The organism is Sphingobacterium puteale (assembly GCF_003627955.1).
Lineage (GTDB): Bacteria > Bacteroidota > Bacteroidia > Sphingobacteriales > Sphingobacteriaceae > Sphingobacterium > Sphingobacterium puteale.
In genome coordinates this window covers 132,874-151,662 of record NZ_RBWS01000008.1, presented here as the reverse complement: position 1 = coordinate 151,662, position 18,789 = coordinate 132,874, and the positions used below count along the sequence as shown (strand labels likewise).

Annotated in this window: 17 protein-coding genes; 9 read left to right on the top strand and 8 right to left on the bottom strand. The window is 41.0% G+C overall.

The features are described from left to right. Window positions 1-12: 12 nt before the first annotated feature. The 5 genes from D7322_RS11375 to ytxJ all read left to right on the top strand — a co-directional run bounded on the left by D7322_RS11375 (window position 13) and on the right by ytxJ (window position 4,479). The gene (locus tag D7322_RS11375) at window positions 13-1,938 is read left to right on the top strand and encodes a polysaccharide biosynthesis protein (RefSeq protein WP_183078680.1); all 1,926 of its coding nucleotides are present in this window, start codon (window positions 13-15) and stop codon (window positions 1,936-1,938) included. Between the two features lie 78 nt (window positions 1,939-2,016). Continuing rightward, window positions 2,017-2,688: a tetratricopeptide repeat protein gene (locus D7322_RS11370; RefSeq protein ID WP_121124302.1), complete on the top strand. Its 672-nt coding sequence runs from the start codon at window positions 2,017-2,019 to the stop codon at window positions 2,686-2,688. Between the two features lie 83 nt (window positions 2,689-2,771). Continuing rightward, window positions 2,772-3,260, top strand: coding sequence for a 6,7-dimethyl-8-ribityllumazine synthase (gene ribH / locus D7322_RS11365; protein WP_121124301.1), 489 nt, complete (start codon window positions 2,772-2,774; stop codon window positions 3,258-3,260). 146 nt (window positions 3,261-3,406) lie between these two features. Then, a complete protein-coding gene (locus tag D7322_RS11360) occupies window positions 3,407-4,147 on the top strand; it encodes a hypothetical protein (RefSeq protein ID WP_147430376.1) in 741 nt (246 codons plus the stop codon). Between the two features lie 2 nt (window positions 4,148-4,149). After that, a complete protein-coding gene (ytxJ, locus tag D7322_RS11355; protein ID WP_121124297.1) occupies window positions 4,150-4,479 on the top strand; it encodes a bacillithiol system redox-active protein YtxJ in 330 nt (109 codons plus the stop codon). On the opposite strand, the gene D7322_RS11350 is transcribed toward ytxJ, so the two are convergent. From D7322_RS11350 to D7322_RS11330, 5 genes are all read right to left on the bottom strand, one after another. Beyond that, window positions 4,480-5,322 carry a cyanophycinase gene (locus D7322_RS11350; protein ID WP_121124295.1) on the bottom strand — a complete coding sequence of 281 codons (843 nt, stop codon included), beginning with the start codon at window positions 5,320-5,322 and terminating at the stop codon, window positions 4,480-4,482. A gap of 28 nt (window positions 5,323-5,350) precedes the next feature. Next, window positions 5,351-6,406, bottom strand: a complete 1,056-nt coding sequence (locus tag D7322_RS11345; protein WP_121124544.1) for an isoaspartyl peptidase/L-asparaginase family protein — start codon at window positions 6,404-6,406, stop codon at window positions 5,351-5,353. 4 nt (window positions 6,407-6,410) lie between these two features. Then, a complete protein-coding gene (locus tag D7322_RS11340; RefSeq protein WP_245971325.1) occupies window positions 6,411-7,841 on the bottom strand; it encodes a RagB/SusD family nutrient uptake outer membrane protein in 1,431 nt (476 codons plus the stop codon). Window positions 7,842-7,854: 13 nt separating this feature from the next. Then, window positions 7,855-10,983, bottom strand: a complete 3,129-nt coding sequence (locus D7322_RS11335; protein WP_121124291.1) for a SusC/RagA family TonB-linked outer membrane protein — start codon at window positions 10,981-10,983, stop codon at window positions 7,855-7,857. Between the two features lie 101 nt (window positions 10,984-11,084). Further along, window positions 11,085-11,495, bottom strand: coding sequence for an RNA-binding S4 domain-containing protein (locus D7322_RS11330; protein WP_108636323.1), 411 nt, complete (start codon window positions 11,493-11,495; stop codon window positions 11,085-11,087). A 174-nt stretch (window positions 11,496-11,669) separates the two neighbouring features. Here D7322_RS11330 and D7322_RS11325 point away from each other — a divergent pair, with 174 nt between their 5' ends. The 4 genes from D7322_RS11325 (at window position 11,670) to folP (ending at window position 14,653) form a co-directional block, all read left to right on the top strand. Next, on the top strand, window positions 11,670-12,488 hold the full coding sequence (locus D7322_RS11325) for a 2,3,4,5-tetrahydropyridine-2,6-dicarboxylate N-succinyltransferase (protein WP_108636324.1): 819 nt from the start codon (window positions 11,670-11,672) through the stop codon (window positions 12,486-12,488). Between the two features lie 29 nt (window positions 12,489-12,517). Then, window positions 12,518-13,096: an L-threonylcarbamoyladenylate synthase gene (locus tag D7322_RS11320; protein ID WP_121124289.1), complete on the top strand. Its 579-nt coding sequence runs from the start codon at window positions 12,518-12,520 to the stop codon at window positions 13,094-13,096. Between the two features lie 241 nt (window positions 13,097-13,337). Continuing rightward, on the top strand, window positions 13,338-13,817 hold the full coding sequence (locus D7322_RS11315) for a DUF4920 domain-containing protein (protein WP_121124288.1): 480 nt from the start codon (window positions 13,338-13,340) through the stop codon (window positions 13,815-13,817). After that, the gene (folP, locus tag D7322_RS11310) at window positions 13,814-14,653 is read left to right on the top strand and encodes a dihydropteroate synthase (RefSeq protein ID WP_121124286.1); all 840 of its coding nucleotides are present in this window, start codon (window positions 13,814-13,816) and stop codon (window positions 14,651-14,653) included. Before D7322_RS11315 ends, folP begins: the two co-directional genes overlap by 4 nt. 46 nt (window positions 14,654-14,699) lie before the next feature. Here folP and D7322_RS11305 read toward each other — a convergent pair whose 3' ends face one another. The 3 genes from D7322_RS11305 to D7322_RS11295 form a co-directional block, all read right to left on the bottom strand. Beyond that, on the bottom strand, window positions 14,700-15,722 hold the full coding sequence (locus D7322_RS11305; protein WP_121124284.1) for a cytochrome-c peroxidase: 1,023 nt from the start codon (window positions 15,720-15,722) through the stop codon (window positions 14,700-14,702). A gap of 174 nt (window positions 15,723-15,896) precedes the next feature. After that, entirely contained in the window at window positions 15,897-16,763 is an 867-nt protein-coding gene (locus D7322_RS11300) for an MbnP family protein (RefSeq protein ID WP_121124282.1), read from the bottom strand. A 33-nt stretch (window positions 16,764-16,796) separates the two neighbouring features. Further along, entirely contained in the window at window positions 16,797-18,785 is a 1,989-nt protein-coding gene (locus D7322_RS11295; RefSeq protein WP_121124280.1) for a TonB-dependent receptor plug domain-containing protein, read from the bottom strand. Window positions 18,786-18,789: the final 4 nt, after the last annotated feature.

Sequence of the window (18,789 nt, the reverse complement as noted above, 5' to 3'; positions counted from 1 at the left end):
AGACTTAATACCATGCTAAGTAAAATCAGTATCGTACCCAGATGGATCATTTTTTTATTGGACATTTTCAGTGTTTCTATAGCCTATCTCCTTGCAAATGTTATTTATTACGATTTTAACTTCGACTTTCTCCTTGATATAGATTTCAGCATACGATATATTTTGTTTATAAGCGTTTGCTCCCTGTCATTCTACTTATTCAAAATGTATACGGGGATAATTCGTTACACAAGTGCCATTGACTCCATACGAATATTATCTACCATAGTATTTAGCGTATTCATACTTCTGGTACTCAAATTAATTATCCAGGCAAACGAAATCGAGCGAAATATTCCGACGGCATTAATTATCTTCTTTGCGCTTTTTTCATTTTTAATATTAACGGTCTATCGAACCATTATCAAAATTTTCTTTTTATATACTAAAAAGGTCAACGGCAGTAGAAAGAAAACTTTAATCTACGGTGCCGGCGATCTAGGTATTGCGGTAAAAAGAACTTTGGACCATGACGTTCGATCGAAAAATGCCATTATTGGTTTCTTGGATGATAACGACCAAAAAATCAATAAAGTGATTGATGGAACCAAAATTTTCTCTTCCAAGAAGTTTAATCATCTTATCAATACCCTCAATGTGGAGGAGGTCATTATTGCATCACACAATATTCCTTCGGAACGCAAGAATGAAATTACAGATATTGCCCTGGAACGGAATGTAAGCATCTTAACACTACCGCCCGTTAAAAAAATCATGAATGGAGATCTTAATCCCAATCAGATCCAGAAAATAAAAATTGAAGATCTATTGGAAAGAGATCCAATCAAAATCAATGACGATCATATTCTAAGCCAGACAAAAGGTAAAAGAATACTTGTCACTGGTGCGGCAGGGTCAATCGGAAGTGAAATTGCTTCTCAATTGGGGAAATATGAGCCCCAAATGATTATTCTATGTGACCAGGCAGAATCACCATTACATAATTTACAATTGGATCTGCAGGACGAATTTCCGGATCAGGTGTATCATACCTATATCGCTGATATCAGAAGTACAAAAAGAATGCGCTTGCTCTTTGAAACATTTAAACCACATTATGTCTATCATGCGGCCGCATACAAACATGTCCCCATGATGGAAAATCATCCCTTGGAAGCGGTACAGACCAATGTCCTGGGAACTAAAAATCTAGCTGACCTAGCCGTGGAATTCCAGGTCGAAAAATTTGTCTTCGTCTCAACGGACAAAGCGGTCAATCCAACAAATATTATGGGTGCGACAAAGCGAATTGCCGAAATATATGTTCAATCGTTAAACAATCATCTGGAAAGCCTTCAAGATGGAAAAGTGAACACTAAATTTATTACGACACGATTCGGAAACGTGCTTGGTTCTAATGGTTCCGTCATTCCGAGGTTTAGAGATCAGATCCAGAAAGGAGGCCCTGTTACAGTAACCCACCCTGAAATTACGCGCTATTTTATGACTATTCCCGAGGCATGTCGACTTGTTCTTGAAGCCGGTGCAATGGGACAAGGCGGAGAGATCTTTGTCTTTGACATGGGTAAATCCGTAAAAATAGTAGAGCTGGCCAAGAAGATGATCCGTCTCTCCGGATTTAAACCGAATGAAGATATAGAAATCAAATTCACCGGCTTAAGGCCAGGAGAAAAACTATACGAAGAGTTACTAAATGACCTCGAGAATACCCTTCCGACACATCACGAGAAAATAATGATCGCCAAAGTCCGTGAAAATAATTATAATATTGTCAGTCTAAAATTGGCTGAATTAAAAGAAAGGTTAGCCTCTCAAAATAAAAATGAGGTTGTCTACCAGATGAAGCTTATCGTTCCAGAATTTAAAAGTAAAAATTCAATCTATGAACAGCTGGACAAAGAAATCGAATTATCAAATGAGTCCGAAAACAAAAGTTAATTCACTTTAAAATTTCCAAAATACTTGCAAATTTGCTCGAAAAGTGTATTTTTGCAATCCATATTTTACTGATTAGTAATGTCTAAAAATACAAATAATACAAATCAAGGTTTAAAACCTTCAAAAGGATCTTTTTTTCAAGATAACCAAAAAAGCGTCGCGTTTATTTTCGGTGGTATCATTGTATTGATTTTGCTGTACTTTGGGTACGAGAAACTTTACTTGCAGCCAAGAGCGGAAGAAGCGTCGAATCGCATGTATAAAGCCGAGCAGCTTGTTACAATTGACTCTTTGCAGAATAAAGCAATTGCAGGTGACGGAGCATTCCTTGGTTTTAAACAAATTGCCGATGAATATTCAAACACAAAATCAGCAAATATTGCAAATGCATACTTAGGAGGTCTTTATTTACGTCAGGGTAAATTTGATGATGCAGTAAAAGCATTGGAAAAATATTCACCAACGGGAAGTCAAATTTTGGATCCGTTGGTCATCGGTTTAACAGGAGATGCCTATTCAGAGCTTAAAGACTATAAAAAAGCCGCTGATTATTATAAACAAGCTTCTGAAAAATCAAGCAATTCGTACACAACACCGTTATTTCTAAAAAAATTAGGACTTGTTTACGAAGCACAGAACGACTATAAAAGTGCTGAAACAGCATACAAAAAAATCAAAACTGATTTCCCTGAAAGCCAGGAAGCATCTACTATCGATGGTCTATTGGGTAGAGTGCAAGCACATTTATAAGGGATCATAAATACACAAAAAAAGAGGCTATTTCGTAGCCTCTTTTTTTGTGACCATCTAAATTCATTATCTTTGTATCTATTATGGCAAGTAGCATTAAAAATCTATCAGACTTTTCGCATATCCAAGTTGCGGATGCAAGTTCATTCAAATTTGCAATTGTGGTTGCACAGTGGAATGCAGAAATCACTGGTGCATTATTGAACGGCGCAATCTCAGGTTTAGAAAAACACGGCGCAAAAGAAAGTAATATTGAAGTCATTGAAGTTCCGGGAAGCTTCGAGTTGACTTCTGGAGCAGATCTGGCATTGAGAAATCAAAGTTTTGATGCTGTCATCTGTCTGGGCTGTGTCATTCAGGGAGAAACCCGACATTTTGATTTTATTTGTCATGCGGTTGCCAATGGCGTTTCAAATGTAGGACTAAAGTATAACAAGCCCGTAATTTTCGGTGTACTTACTACGGACAACCTTCAACAAGCCTTGGACCGTGCCGGTGGCAAACATGGTAATAAAGGTGAAGAAGCTGCTATTACGGCAATACAGATGGCTGCCATTGCTAAAAAAATCTAGTTTGGTATCAATTTTGTCTAGTATTCAGTCATGAAAAGTATTTTGGGCCAAAACATTAAAAAGCACAAGTACTTTTATTTTAAATAAATCGATTAATAAAGTATGGTAATATCTTATTAATCGATTTTTATTTTTTAGATATGATTATGAAAACATTATCGAACATACTTTTGATATTTATGCTATCAATACTCTGCCAGGCACATCTGTCGGCTCAGGATGATAGCTTAAACAAACAGATCTGGCGTAGTATTGGTGGCCAAGACAAATGGGATTCCCTGCAATTCTTGGCTTTTTCAGCGAAGGGAAATACCGTATCTGAAGAGCTGTCCAATGAAGAACGTAAATTCCTCTTTAACCGGACAACTGGGGAATGTAGATTCGATGGGTATAATGGCTCTGATCAGGTGACCTATTTATTCAATTTCAAAGGCAGCGGCACAGATAAGCTTTTTATTGGTGGCAATGTCGCAACGGATGGTCAGGAAGTAAAGAAAGCTATAAAAAATCAGCTCTTTACCGATTTAAATCTACTATTGTTACCAACACTTATTGAGCAAAAAAGCATCCAGCTTAAAAATCAGGAAGAACAATTTGTTGGGGGACAAAAGCTAACCGTCGCAAGTATTACCTCATCGGCGCCAATCTTTGGGTTAAAACTAGATGGTTTAGTTTATGTCGATCAAAATACCGGTGAGATTACGCGTTATGATTACACCGATAAAACTGAAAAAATCAGTTATGAGGTAAGTAAATATAAAGAGATAGGTGATGGCATTCGCCTACCCAGCTTATTCAACTCCACAAACAATGATAAGAGAACGTGCGTATTTTCTTCTATATCTTCGTTTGTACAAGTGGAACAGAAAAAATTTAAAGAACTATAGTTATGATTAATTGGATAGAATTAAATACAGAAGAACAATTACAGGAACTTTATCGTTCGAATAAAGTCACCGCTATATTTAAACACAGCACAACCTGCGGGATCAGCAACATGGCAAAACGCAGTTTAGAACGTATGTCAAATACATCTGATCAGGAATATTCCATTTACCTGTTAGACCTGTTGCGCTACCGCGCCCTTTCGAATGAAATTGCACAACGGTGGAATATTGAGCATCAATCTCCCCAACTCCTTATTGTCGAGGGTAAAAACAGTCTTTACGATGCGTCACATGGGGATATTCAATTTGATGAAATCGAAAAATACCTTTAGTTATTTTAGCTTAAACATTGCACCTTCATCATAGGCACTCAGCGTGAGATTATCCCAAGTGATCATTCCATTGGATTTCTTCTTTAATCCACGCGGATTTTTGGCAACGATGACTAGGGATTCTCCAACCACTTTTACCGTATTCTGCCGAACTATAATAGCAGTTCCCTCATCAATCCCGATACAGGTCTTGTCAGGGAACTCCGCTAAGGCGGTAAAAAGTCGATTATATCGACTTCTCTTTACAAAATGCTGATCTATAATCGCAGTCTTAATCAAGCCCAGACCTTTGGCGGTCTCTAAATTTTGATGTTCCAACCTATTGAAAGTAGGTCGATAGACCGTATCTTTTAATTGATTCCCCGTAATCATTGTCTCGCTCATAATAGCAGCACCAGCACTTGTGCCGGCAATACATGCCCCTTGCTGGTAGGCCGCATGGATCGCATCGAACAACGCCGTATTCGCGACGATCGACATGAAGCGGTTTTGATCTCCGCCGGTGATATAGATCAATTTAGCGTTACGGACAGAATCAACCAGACGCTTATTTTCCGCATCTGATTTTGAAAAATTGATACTGGTAACCTTATTTTTTGTCACCTCCTTCAGTTGCTTTACCATATCCTCAACAGACTCTTCGGGCAAAGTTGAAGCCATTGGCAAGATCATAATATAGTCCTTTGACGAGAGCTGGGCCGCCTGCACCAAAGCTTCCATCAGGTGCTCATCCTTATGCCCGCCACCGATAACAAACAGTGTCCCTTTAGGTGGAATCTTTGACTTTTGGCTGGTGAAAGAGCACAGCACCACGACCACTATAATACACAATAACTTTTTCATGACAGCTATCCCTCTATGATATGTTTGATTATTTATAAATTTCTACTTTTATCTTACCATCCTTGGTTACAGTTCCTCTATACATCCCTTCAGTATTAAATGGCATCGCGACATGCCCCTCTTTATCCATAACGATCATTCCACCATCGCCGCCCATCTTGCCGATCCTGTCAATGACCGCTTGACCAGCTTGCCATACATTGTCTCCTTTATATTCCATTAAAGCAGAAACAGAATATGCCGCAACATTACGAATATAGAATTCGCCCCATCCAGTGCAGGAAACAGCACAAGTCATATTATTTGCATAAGTTCCAGCACCAATAATTGGAGAATCGCCTACACGTCCAAATTTTTTGTTTGTCATTCCGCCTGTTGAAGTCCCCGCGGCTAAATTTCCCTGATGATCCAATGCGACACAACCGACCGTTCCAAATTTAGAATCCCTGTTAAGAATCCCCAAACGCGAACTCTGTTTCTGATCATGATCCAGCTGTGTTTTGGTACTGTCCTCTTTTTTAATTTTTTGCAATGCATCCCAACGCATTTTAGTCCAGAAGTAAGATGGATCCACCAGCTGCAAACCCGCTTCTTTGGCAAACTCTTCGGCTCCTTTGCCTACCATCATGACATGTTCAGATTTTTCCATCACCGCACGCGCTGCGGAAATTGGGTTTCTGATGGTTGTAACTCCAGCAACTGCACCGGCAGCTAAGGTCTTTCCGTCCATAATAGAAGCATCCAGTTCATTTTTCCCGGCGTTCGTAAAAACGGCTCCCTTTCCCGCATTAAACAAGGGAGAATCTTCCATCACATGAATAGCCTGTTCAACGGCGTCCAAGCTTGAATTTCCTTGCTTTAATTGTTTATAACCAGCTTGTAAAGCCTGCTCCAAAACTGTTTGATAAGCCCGCTCCATGGAGTCAGTCATATTTTTTTTCAAAATTGTCCCAGCCCCACCATGAATTGCCAGAACAAATTGTTCTTTCGCCATATCTTGTGTTTCCATTCTATCATTGTGACTACAGGAAAGCGTCGCCGCAGCAGTACCCATAATCACCGCCATCATTGCATGTATCTTCATTTTATTATTTTGTATAACCTGGATTTTGAACCATATTTTTGTTGACAAATATTTCATCCGCAGGAATAGGAAAATTGTATTGCGCTTTTGTTGACTCCAACAATAGTGCTCCCGCGGTATTTACAGCATCTTGCGCCCCTCGACGGACAGGCATTTTTCTTCTTTTTAGATCAAAAAAACGATGTCCTTCAAATGCCAGCTCCTTATAACGTTCCACTAAAATAGCGTCAATAAGTTCATCTTTGGAAGCGATGACTTGATTTTGATAATCTTGGATTCGAGCTTTCCGCAACACATTCAGATCATTATTTGCCTCATTGAGCTTATTCGTCTCCGCATTGGCCTCCGCCCGGATTAAATACATCTCGCCTGTTCTAAATAGTTTTACGTCAACCAAACCTGCCGTCGCATCATCGTCTTTACGCCCCAGGTACTTTCCTATTAAATACTGTTGTTTACCAGCTCCCCGATTGGGATCGTTGAGGACATAACTACTAAAACGTATATCTTTATTCTTATCAAATAGAGCAAGTAACTTATTTGAAGGTGTATAAAGTGCTATTTCACCATCCTGCCTAAAGAACATCGCCCCAAGAGGTCCTTCAGCCGGAGAATCGTCGTCTTTGGGGAGATCAGCGGCTGTCCTACGCAACGAAAAAACAACCTCATTGGAGCTCTCGTCCGACCATATTTTCGGAAAGGAGCTCCTGTCAGCCAATGGTTTTTCTGCGATGACCTTTGATGAAGCAGCAATTGCCAAGGTCCAATCCCTTGCATATAAAGCGGTTCTTGCCTGCAATGCATACAAACCAGTCTTAGAAAAGCGGTAAACAGCCTCTTCATCGCCAATTAAGCCCAAAGCGTCATTAATGTCCTTTTGGGCCAAGCTGATGACTTCGGCAACTGTTTTGCGTGGGGGATGTCCAATTTCAGACTTCAACATATAGGGAATTCCCAATGCTGTAGGCTCATAGCCTGCTGCATATGCTCTCAAAAGCTCAACATGAGCAAAAGCACGGATAGCAAGCAATTCGCCCTGGTAATGCTTCCTCTTATCAGCATCCACTTTCTCTAATTTTTCGAGTCCCGCCAAAGCGCGGTTCGCGCGATCTATGACAACATAATACTCGCCAAATGCACTCGTCACAGAGGAACTTGAAGCAGTATACTGCCAGCGGTATGCACTCACATTGCCAACTGTATTTTCCGAGGGGTAAATCGCTTCGTCCGAGACAACCACGCTATTTCCGATGAGCGTATAGGTCATCCCTGCGTAAGCTCCTTTGATGGCCATATCGATGTCTTCCAGATTACGGTAAGCCTTTTCAGGATCAATGGTATCTGAAGGTTTCAGATCTAATTTGTTGCAGGAATAGAAAGTCGACAAACCAACAGTAAAGAGGCCGATTACTAATATATTTTTAAATGATTTCATTACCGTAATCTTTTTAAAAGTTAACACTGAATCCTGCTGTATATGTTCTTGGAGCAGGATAGTTAAAACGACTTATCCCTTCACTATTTTCGGGATCAAGCCCCCTCCAGGACGTCCAGGTCAATAAATTTTGCCCCTGAAAGAAAATTCGGGCTCCTTTAATTACCTTTTGGTCCCCAAACAAAGTCTTCGGAAACTGATAAACCAAATTCACATTCCGCAACCTTAGGAAAGAAGCATCCTGGATATCCTTCGAAGTATAATTGCGCGGTATATCAATTCGCTGTAAAATGGCATTATCCCCCGGTTGTTTCCAGCGATCCGACAGCATGCGTATACTTTGATTACTCGTCATATAGCCGGAATTTTCGTTATAAAAATCCTCGTTATTCCAACGGCGAACGTCACTAACGAATGCAAACAAGGCGTCCAACGAAAGGTTTTTCCAGCGGATAGTTGTGTTAAATCCCCCCACCCATTTTGGAAACATGCTTCCGGATTTTGTAACCGCCTGTGCAGTTTCGTCGTATTCGGTCGTGACACTACCGTCACGGTTATAATACTGCGCATCGCCCGTTTGGGGATTAACCCCTGCCCACTCGGGCGCATAGTAGGTCCCATAAGGCAGTCCAACGCGCATGATACGTGTATCTCCATCTAAAACCTCTGTCAATGCATCAGAAAGATATAATATGGTATTCTTATTATAGGAAGCATTGACTCCTAGCGTCAGCCCCCAATCTGCCGTCTTAACAACATCACCGGACAAGCTCATTTCCAGCCCCCTATTACGCATCTTGCCCGTGCTCAATGGTAGCTTACGATCCAAGAATCCCGATGTCAGGGAAATCGGCTGATCAAAAAACATATTCTTGGTTATTTTATTATAATAATCCATGGCAACACGAAGCCGCTTTGATGGAAAAAGCTCCAAATCAAATCCAGCATTGAATTCATCCACATATTCCCAGTCATAATTTGGGTTTCCGGGATCATAAGGACGAATTGCTGTTTCACCGCCATAGGTAATATCCTTTCTAAAAGTTGCTAAATAATTGAAATCACCGTTGATTGTACTGGCCGTGGTGCCATAACTCGCCCGTAGGGATAGACCTTGTATGAATTCATTGGACTTCAGGAATTCTTCTTCCTTGATATTCCAATTGGCGCCGAAAGAATAGAAACCATGCCAACGATTCGCCTCCGCTACACGGGAAGAGCCATCATAACGATAACTTGCCGTCAACGAATAACGATTGTCATAGGTATACCTTCCCAAGGCCATATATGAAGCCAATGCGTATTTCGTACGGCCGCCCAAAATTGCAGGTAAATAGGCCGGACTTACGGTTACACCATTCGGATTCTCGGGCAGACGACTGTCAATGCCGTAACCTTTGTAGCCAAAGGCGCGGTTACGGCGATATAAATATTCAAAATAAGCCGAGAGCTCCAAATTATGCCTTTCGTAAAAAGTATTTTGATAGGTTAATCCTGTGGTACTGATCACATTGGTAGAGCGGAGATTGTCTTCTGCGAATAGTCCCTTTCCACCAAGTGTCGGATCTCGATCCCTTGATCCGTAATAAGAATCCGGATTGATATAATCTTGGCCGGTAGTTGTATTATAATCTATCCCCAGTCGCGTATGGACTTTTAAAGTTGGTAGCAACTGATAATTTAGGTTGAGACCAACATTGGTATTAAATAATTCAGAAGAACTACTTGAATTGAGCAGACGCTCCAATCCTGCACTCCCCTCACGCTGATCTAAAATAAAGTAATCATCTTCGTTACCAAAATGAATGAGCGTTCCGTCCGGTGCATAAGGATATTCATAAGGTAGTGCATAATAAACTGATGCCATAGACGATCCGACGCGTGAAGCTCCTACACCTTCAGTAAATTTCGAATTTGTATAGCCTAGGGTTACATTTACCCCCCCTGAAAGCTTCCCTTTGTCAAAATCTAGGTTATTTTTCAAGGTATAACGATCAAGACCAGATCGAACGGCAACACCTTCCTGTTTATAGTATCCCGCACTGCTATAAAACCGTACATGCTCCCCGCCTCCACTGACATTCACCTGCTGATCCATAAACTTTCCGTTGCGAAAGAAGTAATCACGCCAGTCAACATTAATTCCTCTCAAACTATCCAAAATTTGAGCGGCCCGGGCTTTATAAGCTGCAGTCCCACCCGCTACGTCGGGATTTTTAGGTGAATAGGTCCATCCAGGACCTATACCCTCATTATTATCCGGATCGACAAACGCCCCCAATTCTTCTTCAAATTGCAGACGTTGCTGCGTATTCATCATCTGGAATTTAGGCCGTGTCAGTTTGGAAAGACCATATTGAGAATTAAAATTCACCGTTAACTGACCAGATTTACCTTTTTTTGTGGTGATAACAATGACACCGTTTGAACCTCTGGATCCGTATAGCGATTTTCCTGTTGCATCGCGCAGTACATTCACAGATTCAAAATCATTTGCGCTAAAATTCTTCAGTTCCGATGTGGCAATAGGAATTCCATCAATCACATAAAGTGGATCCGAGATACCGTTTATCGAGCCGACGCCCCGTATGACAACAGAAGCGGTAGCGCCAGGTTGCCCTGAGCTTGCCATTACACTCATCCCCGGAACGCGCCCCTGCAGCATCTGATCCACCGAAGCCATAGGTACCTGCTCTAAATCTTTTGCTTTTACAGTGGTTGAGACATTGGCAGATTGCTTTCTGGAGTAGTTCGTATAACCTGTCACGGTCACGTCTTCCAATACCGTACTCCTATTTACCAATGTAATTGCTAAGGGAGCCGAACCATTGACAGATACTGTCTGCCGATCAAAGCCTATGGAGGAAAACTCCAATTGATCTCCCGGTTTTGCAGCAATACTGAAATTGCCATCCGGAGCAGACTGTGCAGTTGTTCCTGCCGTCAAATTTCTGACGGTGACACCACCTATGGCCTGCCCCTGCTCATCGAGAATTTTTCCTCGAATAGTTTGTTGCAATCCTAAAAATGAATATCCGTAATTGGCAGAGGAGATGGAATTTCCAGACTTGGCAATAGTCGGTGATAGATTTAGGGTGAGCGCTAGTGTCATCAGCGCTTGTGCGTGCATGCTACCTCTCATAATAATTTGCATTTTGGTCAGTGTTAAAGCCTCTCCTATGAAGAGAGCTTTAGCTAACCTAAAATGCAAATAATTATCGAAGAAATGAAATGTTTTTTGCCTTATTCATCTTCTTTATCCCACCAGTCTGAAGCCTGTAAATCATCTATTTCACGTCGATCTTTCTTCGTGGGCCTTCCCGTTCCGCGGTCACGTTTAAGTACCGGTGCCTGAAACACCGATTTGTAGCCTACGGTCTCTTCCACCGGAGTCTGATCTTCATAAAACTGAACAGCAGTTTTTGCATCTACCCGACGTTCAAGAAGACCGGTCACCTGAACGACTTTCTTTTCTATTCCTTTTTGAATATGATAGACATCACCGATTTTAACTTCGTAAGAAGGTTTAATATTTTGACCTTTCAGCTTGACCCTGCCCGCCTTACAGGCTTCAGTTGCCAAAGTTCGCGTCTTAAACAATCTTATCGACCATAAATATTTATCAATTCTCAATTTTTCTGATGCTGCAGCCATAGTTCAAAAATAGTTATATTAGCGAATTATCGTGGTATTTCCACCGAAAATTAACATATTTCCCCGACGAATATTTTCTTCATGACAGGAGAGATCGATAAAGTTGCTTTTAAAAGCAACTTTATCTAAGTTTGTACATCAAAATAAACAAATTCAAATAAGCAAACAAATAATATGGTAGAGCCACTTAAAAAATTGATTGAGGAAGCTTGGGAAGATAGACAGTTATTGGAGTATAAAGAATATACTGAAGCAATTCGTACAGTGATCATGAAGCTGGACAGCGGTGAAATCCGGGTAGCGGAAATGATCGGAACGAGATGGCATGTTAATGACTGGATCAAGAAAGCTGTGATCTTGTATTTCCCGATCAATGATATGCGTGAAATGACGGCCGGTCCTTTTGTATTCCATGATAAAATGAAGTTAAAAACGGATTACAAACACACGGGTGTACGTGTTGTTCCAGGTGCTTCTGCACGTCTGGGCGCGTATTTAGCTAAAGGAGTGATCATGATGCCTTCTTATGTCAATATCGGTGCCTATGTCGATGAAGGTACAATGGTAGATACCTGGGCGACAGTAGGCTCCTGTGCGCAAATCGGTAAACATGTACACTTAAGTGGCGGCGTTGGTATCGGTGGTGTACTTGAACCTGTTCAAGCTGCTCCCGTTATCATTGAAGACAACGTATTTATCGGATCAAGAGCAATCGTTGTTGAAGGAATCCGTGTAGAAAAAGAAGCAGTATTGGGGGCTAATGTCGTATTGACCGCATCAACCAAAATTATTGATGTTACTGGTCCTGAACCTGTCGAATATAAAGGTTATGTTCCTGCACGCTCGGTTGTCATCCCTGGATCTTACACCAAAAAATTCGCTGCGGGCGAATATCAGGTTCCTTGTGCATTGATCATTGGTCAACGCAAAGAATCTACCGATAAAAAAACTTCATTAAATGATGCTTTACGTGAGCATAATGTCGCTGTCTAAATTCACGTCAGAACTAAAGAAATAAAAAAATGAGCGCATTCGTGGATCGTGAGGATTTAAATAAAGCGTTGGAAACGCTGAAAGCAGGTGGATTAATCCTATACCCAACAGATACGATCTGGGGAATAGGCTGTGATGCTACTAATCGGGAGGCTGTAGAGAAAGTCTTTCAATTGAAGGGAAGAGATAAATCCAAGAGTCTGATCATCCTTTTACATAACGACAACCAATTGGCAAGTTATGTGAACGAAATCCCGGACGTTGCTTATCAGCTTATCGAATATACGGACAAGCCATTGACAATTGTCTATTCGAATGCCAAAAATCTCGCCCCCAATGCCATCGCAGAGGACGGTTCGATTGGCATTCGAATTGTCAAACATCCTTTTTGTGAGCAACTTCTACAGCGCTTCCGTAAGCCTATCATCTCCACTTCAGCCAATATCAGTGGTGAGCCAACAGCCAAGGATTTTGACGAAATCGCTGAGGAGATCAAGGTCGGTGTAGACTATATTGTCGCTTACGATAGACATGTAAAAACCGATGGTAAATCGTCTACCATCATGAAACTGGACCCGAGCGGTAAATTTGAATTTATTCGAAAATAGTAGAAAGTTCTCCTGTTTTTTTTAACACGTAAAATACAAGAAACAGTTTTTGTGATCTTGAATACGACTTAAAAGAAACAGACCATGAAAATTACGCTTGTGCTAACGAAGTAAAGATGAAGCCGTCAAAGGCGGCATGAACCGAACGATGTGAGCTCACGAATACTTAAAAATATCAATTTAACGGGTAAACGGGTTCACTTATACAGATGAGACCAAAGATTATAAATAATTTAAACGGATGAAAAAGATCATTTTATTTTTTGCCCTGGCAATTGCTATAAATACACAACTACACGCGCAAAAAAAGGAGATTCCTTCCGCAAAGCCCGGCGTAAAATATGGAAAGGAAATTCAGGCAAATAAGGCGATTTCTGTTGGTAAACTAGAAAAAGAGCTAAGTAACAAAAGTATTTTCACTGGCAAAATTGAGGGTAAGGTGGTCGAGGTTTGTAAGAAAAAGGGTTGTTTCATGACCTTACAGCGCGATGGCCAAGAACCTATTATGGTTCGTTTTAAAGACTACGGATTCTTTATGCCTGCTGATATCATCGGTAAAACAGTCGTTGTTGAAGGTGTAGCCAAAAAGAAAGAAACCTCAGTGGCATCACTGCAACATGCCGCAAAAGATCTTGGTAAATCTCCATCCGAAATAAATCAGATTACTCAGCCAAAAAACGATATTAATATTGTTGCTGACGGCGTACTTGTGATTAGATGAAAAAATTTCATACAGCAACTGCCCCAGCCATCAATGTAGGTGGAAAACTAATGACATTTGAGAAACCTATTGTGATGGGCATACTCAATGTTACGCCCGACTCCTTTTATGACGGTGGGGATAATACCACTGTGGAGAAAGCCTTAGAAAAAGCAAGTAGTCTCTTAACGGCGGGTGCTCAAATCCTCGATATAGGAGCCTATTCTTCACGTCCGGGTGCCCAATTAATCTCCTCCCAGGAAGAAATGGACAGAGCACTACCTCCTATCCTGGCAATCAGAGAAGCTTTTCCAGAAGCCATCTTATCCATAGACACTTTTCGGGCAGATGTCGCTGCCGAAGCTATTGACGCAGGTGTACACATCGTCAATGATGTCTCGGGAGGTACGCTTGATGAGGAAATGTTTGCCACAGTAGCCAAATACCAAGTGCCCTATATCCTCATGCACATGCGTGGTACTCCCGAAAATATGCAGAAACAAACGGAGTATACGGATATTGTGACAGATGTTGCTACCTTTCTAGGAGAAAGTGTAGCAAAGTTAAGGGATTTGGGAGTAAAGGACATTATCCTGGATCCCGGATTCGGCTTTGCGAAAACGATTGACCAAAATTATGAATTATTATACCGCGTCAATGAGCTCCACTATTTTGGTCTTCCAATTTTAGGTGGCATATCACGTAAATCCATGATTTATAAAAAATTGGGGATTACAGCACAGGATGCCCTCAATGGCACGACAGCATTGAATACATTACTCTTGGAAAGAGGGGTACAGCTATTGCGTGTCCACGATGTCGCCGAAGCAAAACAGCTCATTGATCTCTTTTATTAGAGAGGTATGCATGATCAATATGTACATGATTTGAGGTATGCAGTTTTTACTTTCCAATAAATGCCGGATCACTTAAAGTTTCTAAAAAAGCGATAATAGCTTTTTTTTCCTTTTCCGTTAACGGAATGCGATTGCCATTTTCCTTTAGGATAGGATCAAGATTTTCTGCCTCAAGTACGCCTTTATCAAAATAATCCAAAACGGATCTTAAGGTCGGGAATTGGCCAAAACTCCCATAAGGTGCTGTATAAGCAGCATTTCTTAAGGAGGGAACACGAAAAGCCATTTGATCAGCACTACGCCCGGTAACCCGACCACGGCCTACCTCCTCAGGATTTGGGTTCATTGGAAAGCCCACATTTCTAAAACTCTGATCAGTAAACAATGCGGTGCCATGACAACTTGCACATTTATTTTTGAATGTTGTATATCCTATTTCTTCCATGTCCGTAAATCGCTCGCCTTCATTCCTTGTTACCCGATCATATTTACTATTGGCAGAGATCAGGGTGTACTCGTATTGTGCAATACTGCGATAAATTCGATCAGCTGTTATACTTGCATCGCCAAATGCTTTCTTAAATAATTCCCTGTAATCGGCGTCAGTACCAATCTTACCGATCACTTCCAGAATTGAAGAGTTCATCTCCTCATGTGTTATGATCGGAACAAGGGGCTGCTTTTCCAATTGCAGGATATTTCCATCCCAATTATAAAACTTCATAAACGCCATATTTTGAACAGCGGGCGTGTTCCGAAGTCCCACCCGTTCATAAATTCCAACTGCCTGCTGTTTTCCATCTGAAAAAGCAAGAGCAGGATTGTGACAACTCGCACATGAAATGGTGTTGTTTCCACTGAACCTCTTCTCATGAAATAATTTCTCCCCCAATTCAACGCCATATTTTGTAGGTCTATTCTCAGCAACAGAACTATTTAATCCGGGGAATCCGGCTGGTATATGCAGAAAAATCTCAGGATTATCCGCTTCAACGGATTCCTTCATACCGTCTTTACTGCATGACAATGCAATCAACAACACACTTAAGATACACATGACTGTTTTCATTGGAATAAATTGTTTTGTTATAGGAATAGGACAAGTATACCATCGTTGTTCCCTATCGACGAGCAGGGCGCAGGCAGATTTTTATAGCAAGACAAGGCCACCATCTGAATCGGGTAGCTTTCTAAATTTGAATTTCCCGGCTCCCGATGGCCTTGTCGTTAATTTATATTTCCGCTAGTCATTTTCAACACTTTCGACGGAAAACATGCCGGTTTTATCCTCTTTTCCATCACCACCGATATTATTTACAAATATTTCCATTGCTTCCATGCCGCTATGCTTGCTCGGAGTCGTTGCATTTTTGGCCGTTAGGCTTATTTTCGTTCTGCCACTCAACAGTTTATCAAAGTCCGCTTTTATTTTAATCTTAGGAGTATTATTCCCAACAAAAGCAGTAGTCGTTAGATTCAAGGTGATATCGCGATAAGCATCTACACCCTGTGTATATGTTTCAGGCTGACCGCCAGTTCCATTCAAAGTACTTCCCGTATGGATCTTAAATGCAATATTTTCGACACCATAGAATCCTTCGATCTTTGTAAAACGATAGCCGGTCGCCCATTGCCACATCATATCGGTATCGTTGGCTCCCGCTGCTTCGTAGAATACCGGGAACCTGACCTGATCCAATGTGTTGATTTCTTGCTTTACCCCTAATCCGAATTTGAGCTGACGATATTCGCCTACAGGTATGTTTGTCAATAGATAGTCCAGACTAGCTGGTTTGGCCTGATTCACAACAGTAGCTCCTTTATCAAGGTCATTTACATTGTAAGGAATCTCGGTTCCATCAGCTTTGACAAGCCGAATATTACTGATAACATATTTGAGTTCGGATAGGCGGTGTACCTGATCCTTTTCGGATGTATTAACTGACGCATCAGTGGAGGTCGCTCCGCCAAGGACAATGGTTTTATCTTTAAATGTGTTGTTAAAATGTAAACTGACATTATTTGCAACAGGATTATTATCATTTTTGCTACAAGAAATCATTACGAATGAAACAGCAGATAAAATTAGATAGTTCATTAATTTTTTCATGATATGCGTTATTTGAATGTGATTGATTTTTTTTTAAAAATTGACTTTTAGGGATGTAAAAATGTTCCGTCCCATCCGGGGGATATTTCCCCAATCCGCATAGGTACTATAATATTCATTTAATAGGTTCTCGGCCCCAAGCTGAAAGACAGACTTGAACTTACCGAGACTGAAAGTGTAATCGGCAGATAGGTTCCATATTTTGTAGGCGCCCGTTAGATCTTCACCGTACATCGGGCTGTAATTGGTCTGTGCAAAATCTCCGTTTAAGGAGGTCCGCAAGCCGAGTCTTTTATACCCATAATGCAGTGAAGTCTGATAACTCAGCGGACGTATAAAAGGTAGATTCCCGCCTTCATCATCCTTTCCTCTTGCATAGGTGAACATGGCTTTCCAATGCAGGTTATCCAGGATTTTATAACCTACGTTAACAGCCGCATTAAACAGCGTAGCCTTATTTAAAGAAGTATAGCCCTTTACACCCACGGATTGATAATTCATGGGGCTTCCTAAACTCAAAATTCGCCCGATGATATAATTGTTGATGTAGAAATAGTTAACTTTCGCAGCAATACTTAGCTTCTCGGTCTTGAATCCAACACTGGCATTGGCCTCATAAGAGATCTCATTCTTTAGATCGGGGTTTCCGATATAATCGTAACGGTCGAAGCTATTGTAGATATAATAGCCATAAGCTTCGGAGACGGAAGGCGCGCGATGGCCAAAACCCGTCCCTAACGAAATATCAAACTGATTTAAGTTTAACTCATAACTGGCATGTAGGCCCGGAAGCCATCTATTCTTTTTTTGTGGTGCTCCGGGATGAAAAATCCAGTTAAATTCCACATATTTGGAATAGTTGTAGTTCCAGCCTAACGAACCACCGAGATTCACTTTACTCCTTTCTGAAATTTCCCAGGAATTATTCGTTGCGACACTTGCAAAACGGGTTGTTACCCAAGGCCAGCTATAAGCAAACATGGTCTGTTTGGAACGATCCTGAGGGTACATCCGCATTTCCGCTATCGAAAGATTATCATAAACATTTAACTGTACCTCTGAAGAATATCGGTCTTTCTTTAAATTTATTTTTGACACCAATCCATACGTCGTACTCCATCCGGGCATATCCATGTGTACCAAATTCTCCGGCCGTGTCGTATCATCCATATAGTGTTCCACAGCGTTGAAATAAACTTTGGTATCCCATACTTTTACCAGACCTTGCTCAAACAATTGCTTATAGGATGCGGATGTAATAATCGCCCGTGATAACCAAAGATCCATCGGCAAAGCCGGGAATCCAACATCTTTTGCTCTGTCAAATATCGCATCTACCCTGACAGCAGAAAGTGCACTTGTCTTATAGGCTAAGCCCAATGATGCATTCAGTTTATTATATTGTGAGTGCAGTACTTCCTTATTGTTTCCGTCATAATAATTACCTGCTTTACGAAAGGCAATACTACCGTCAGCCACAAAGTTGTCTGTTGAATAGAATAGACTTCCAAGGTTAAATGTTTGCTTATTGTTAAACTCGAAACCTGTCTGATAAGCTCCGCCTATTTTTTGAGGTAGACCAAAGGGGGTACTTCTCCTTTTTAGATCTATACTTCCTGCTACCGTAGCCCCATGCATATTTCCCTCCTGACCAGACTTGATATCAATGGAGGACAGGTTATTGCTCTCCACATAGGAAGTAATGGGATCCATCTTATCCGTGCAGGCACCAAAAACATGCATACCATCAATCGTGATCGTAGAACGCTCCGTACTCATGTTGTTCAGTAAAGGTTCCCATGCATAAGCTCCACGCTTGATAAAGCTGATATTGTCAGATGAAGCCAAAAACTCATCAACTGAGACAGCCATCTTCATATCGTTTTCGATCTTTTGTTTGATCGTAGCGTCAACCTTGACTTCCCCCAAACGTCTCGTTGTATCTCTTTTTACCGGAACAATTTGTCCATTAACATCCAACCCAAGAGAAATAATAAAAAGAACTAGACTTAATTTCTTCATGACT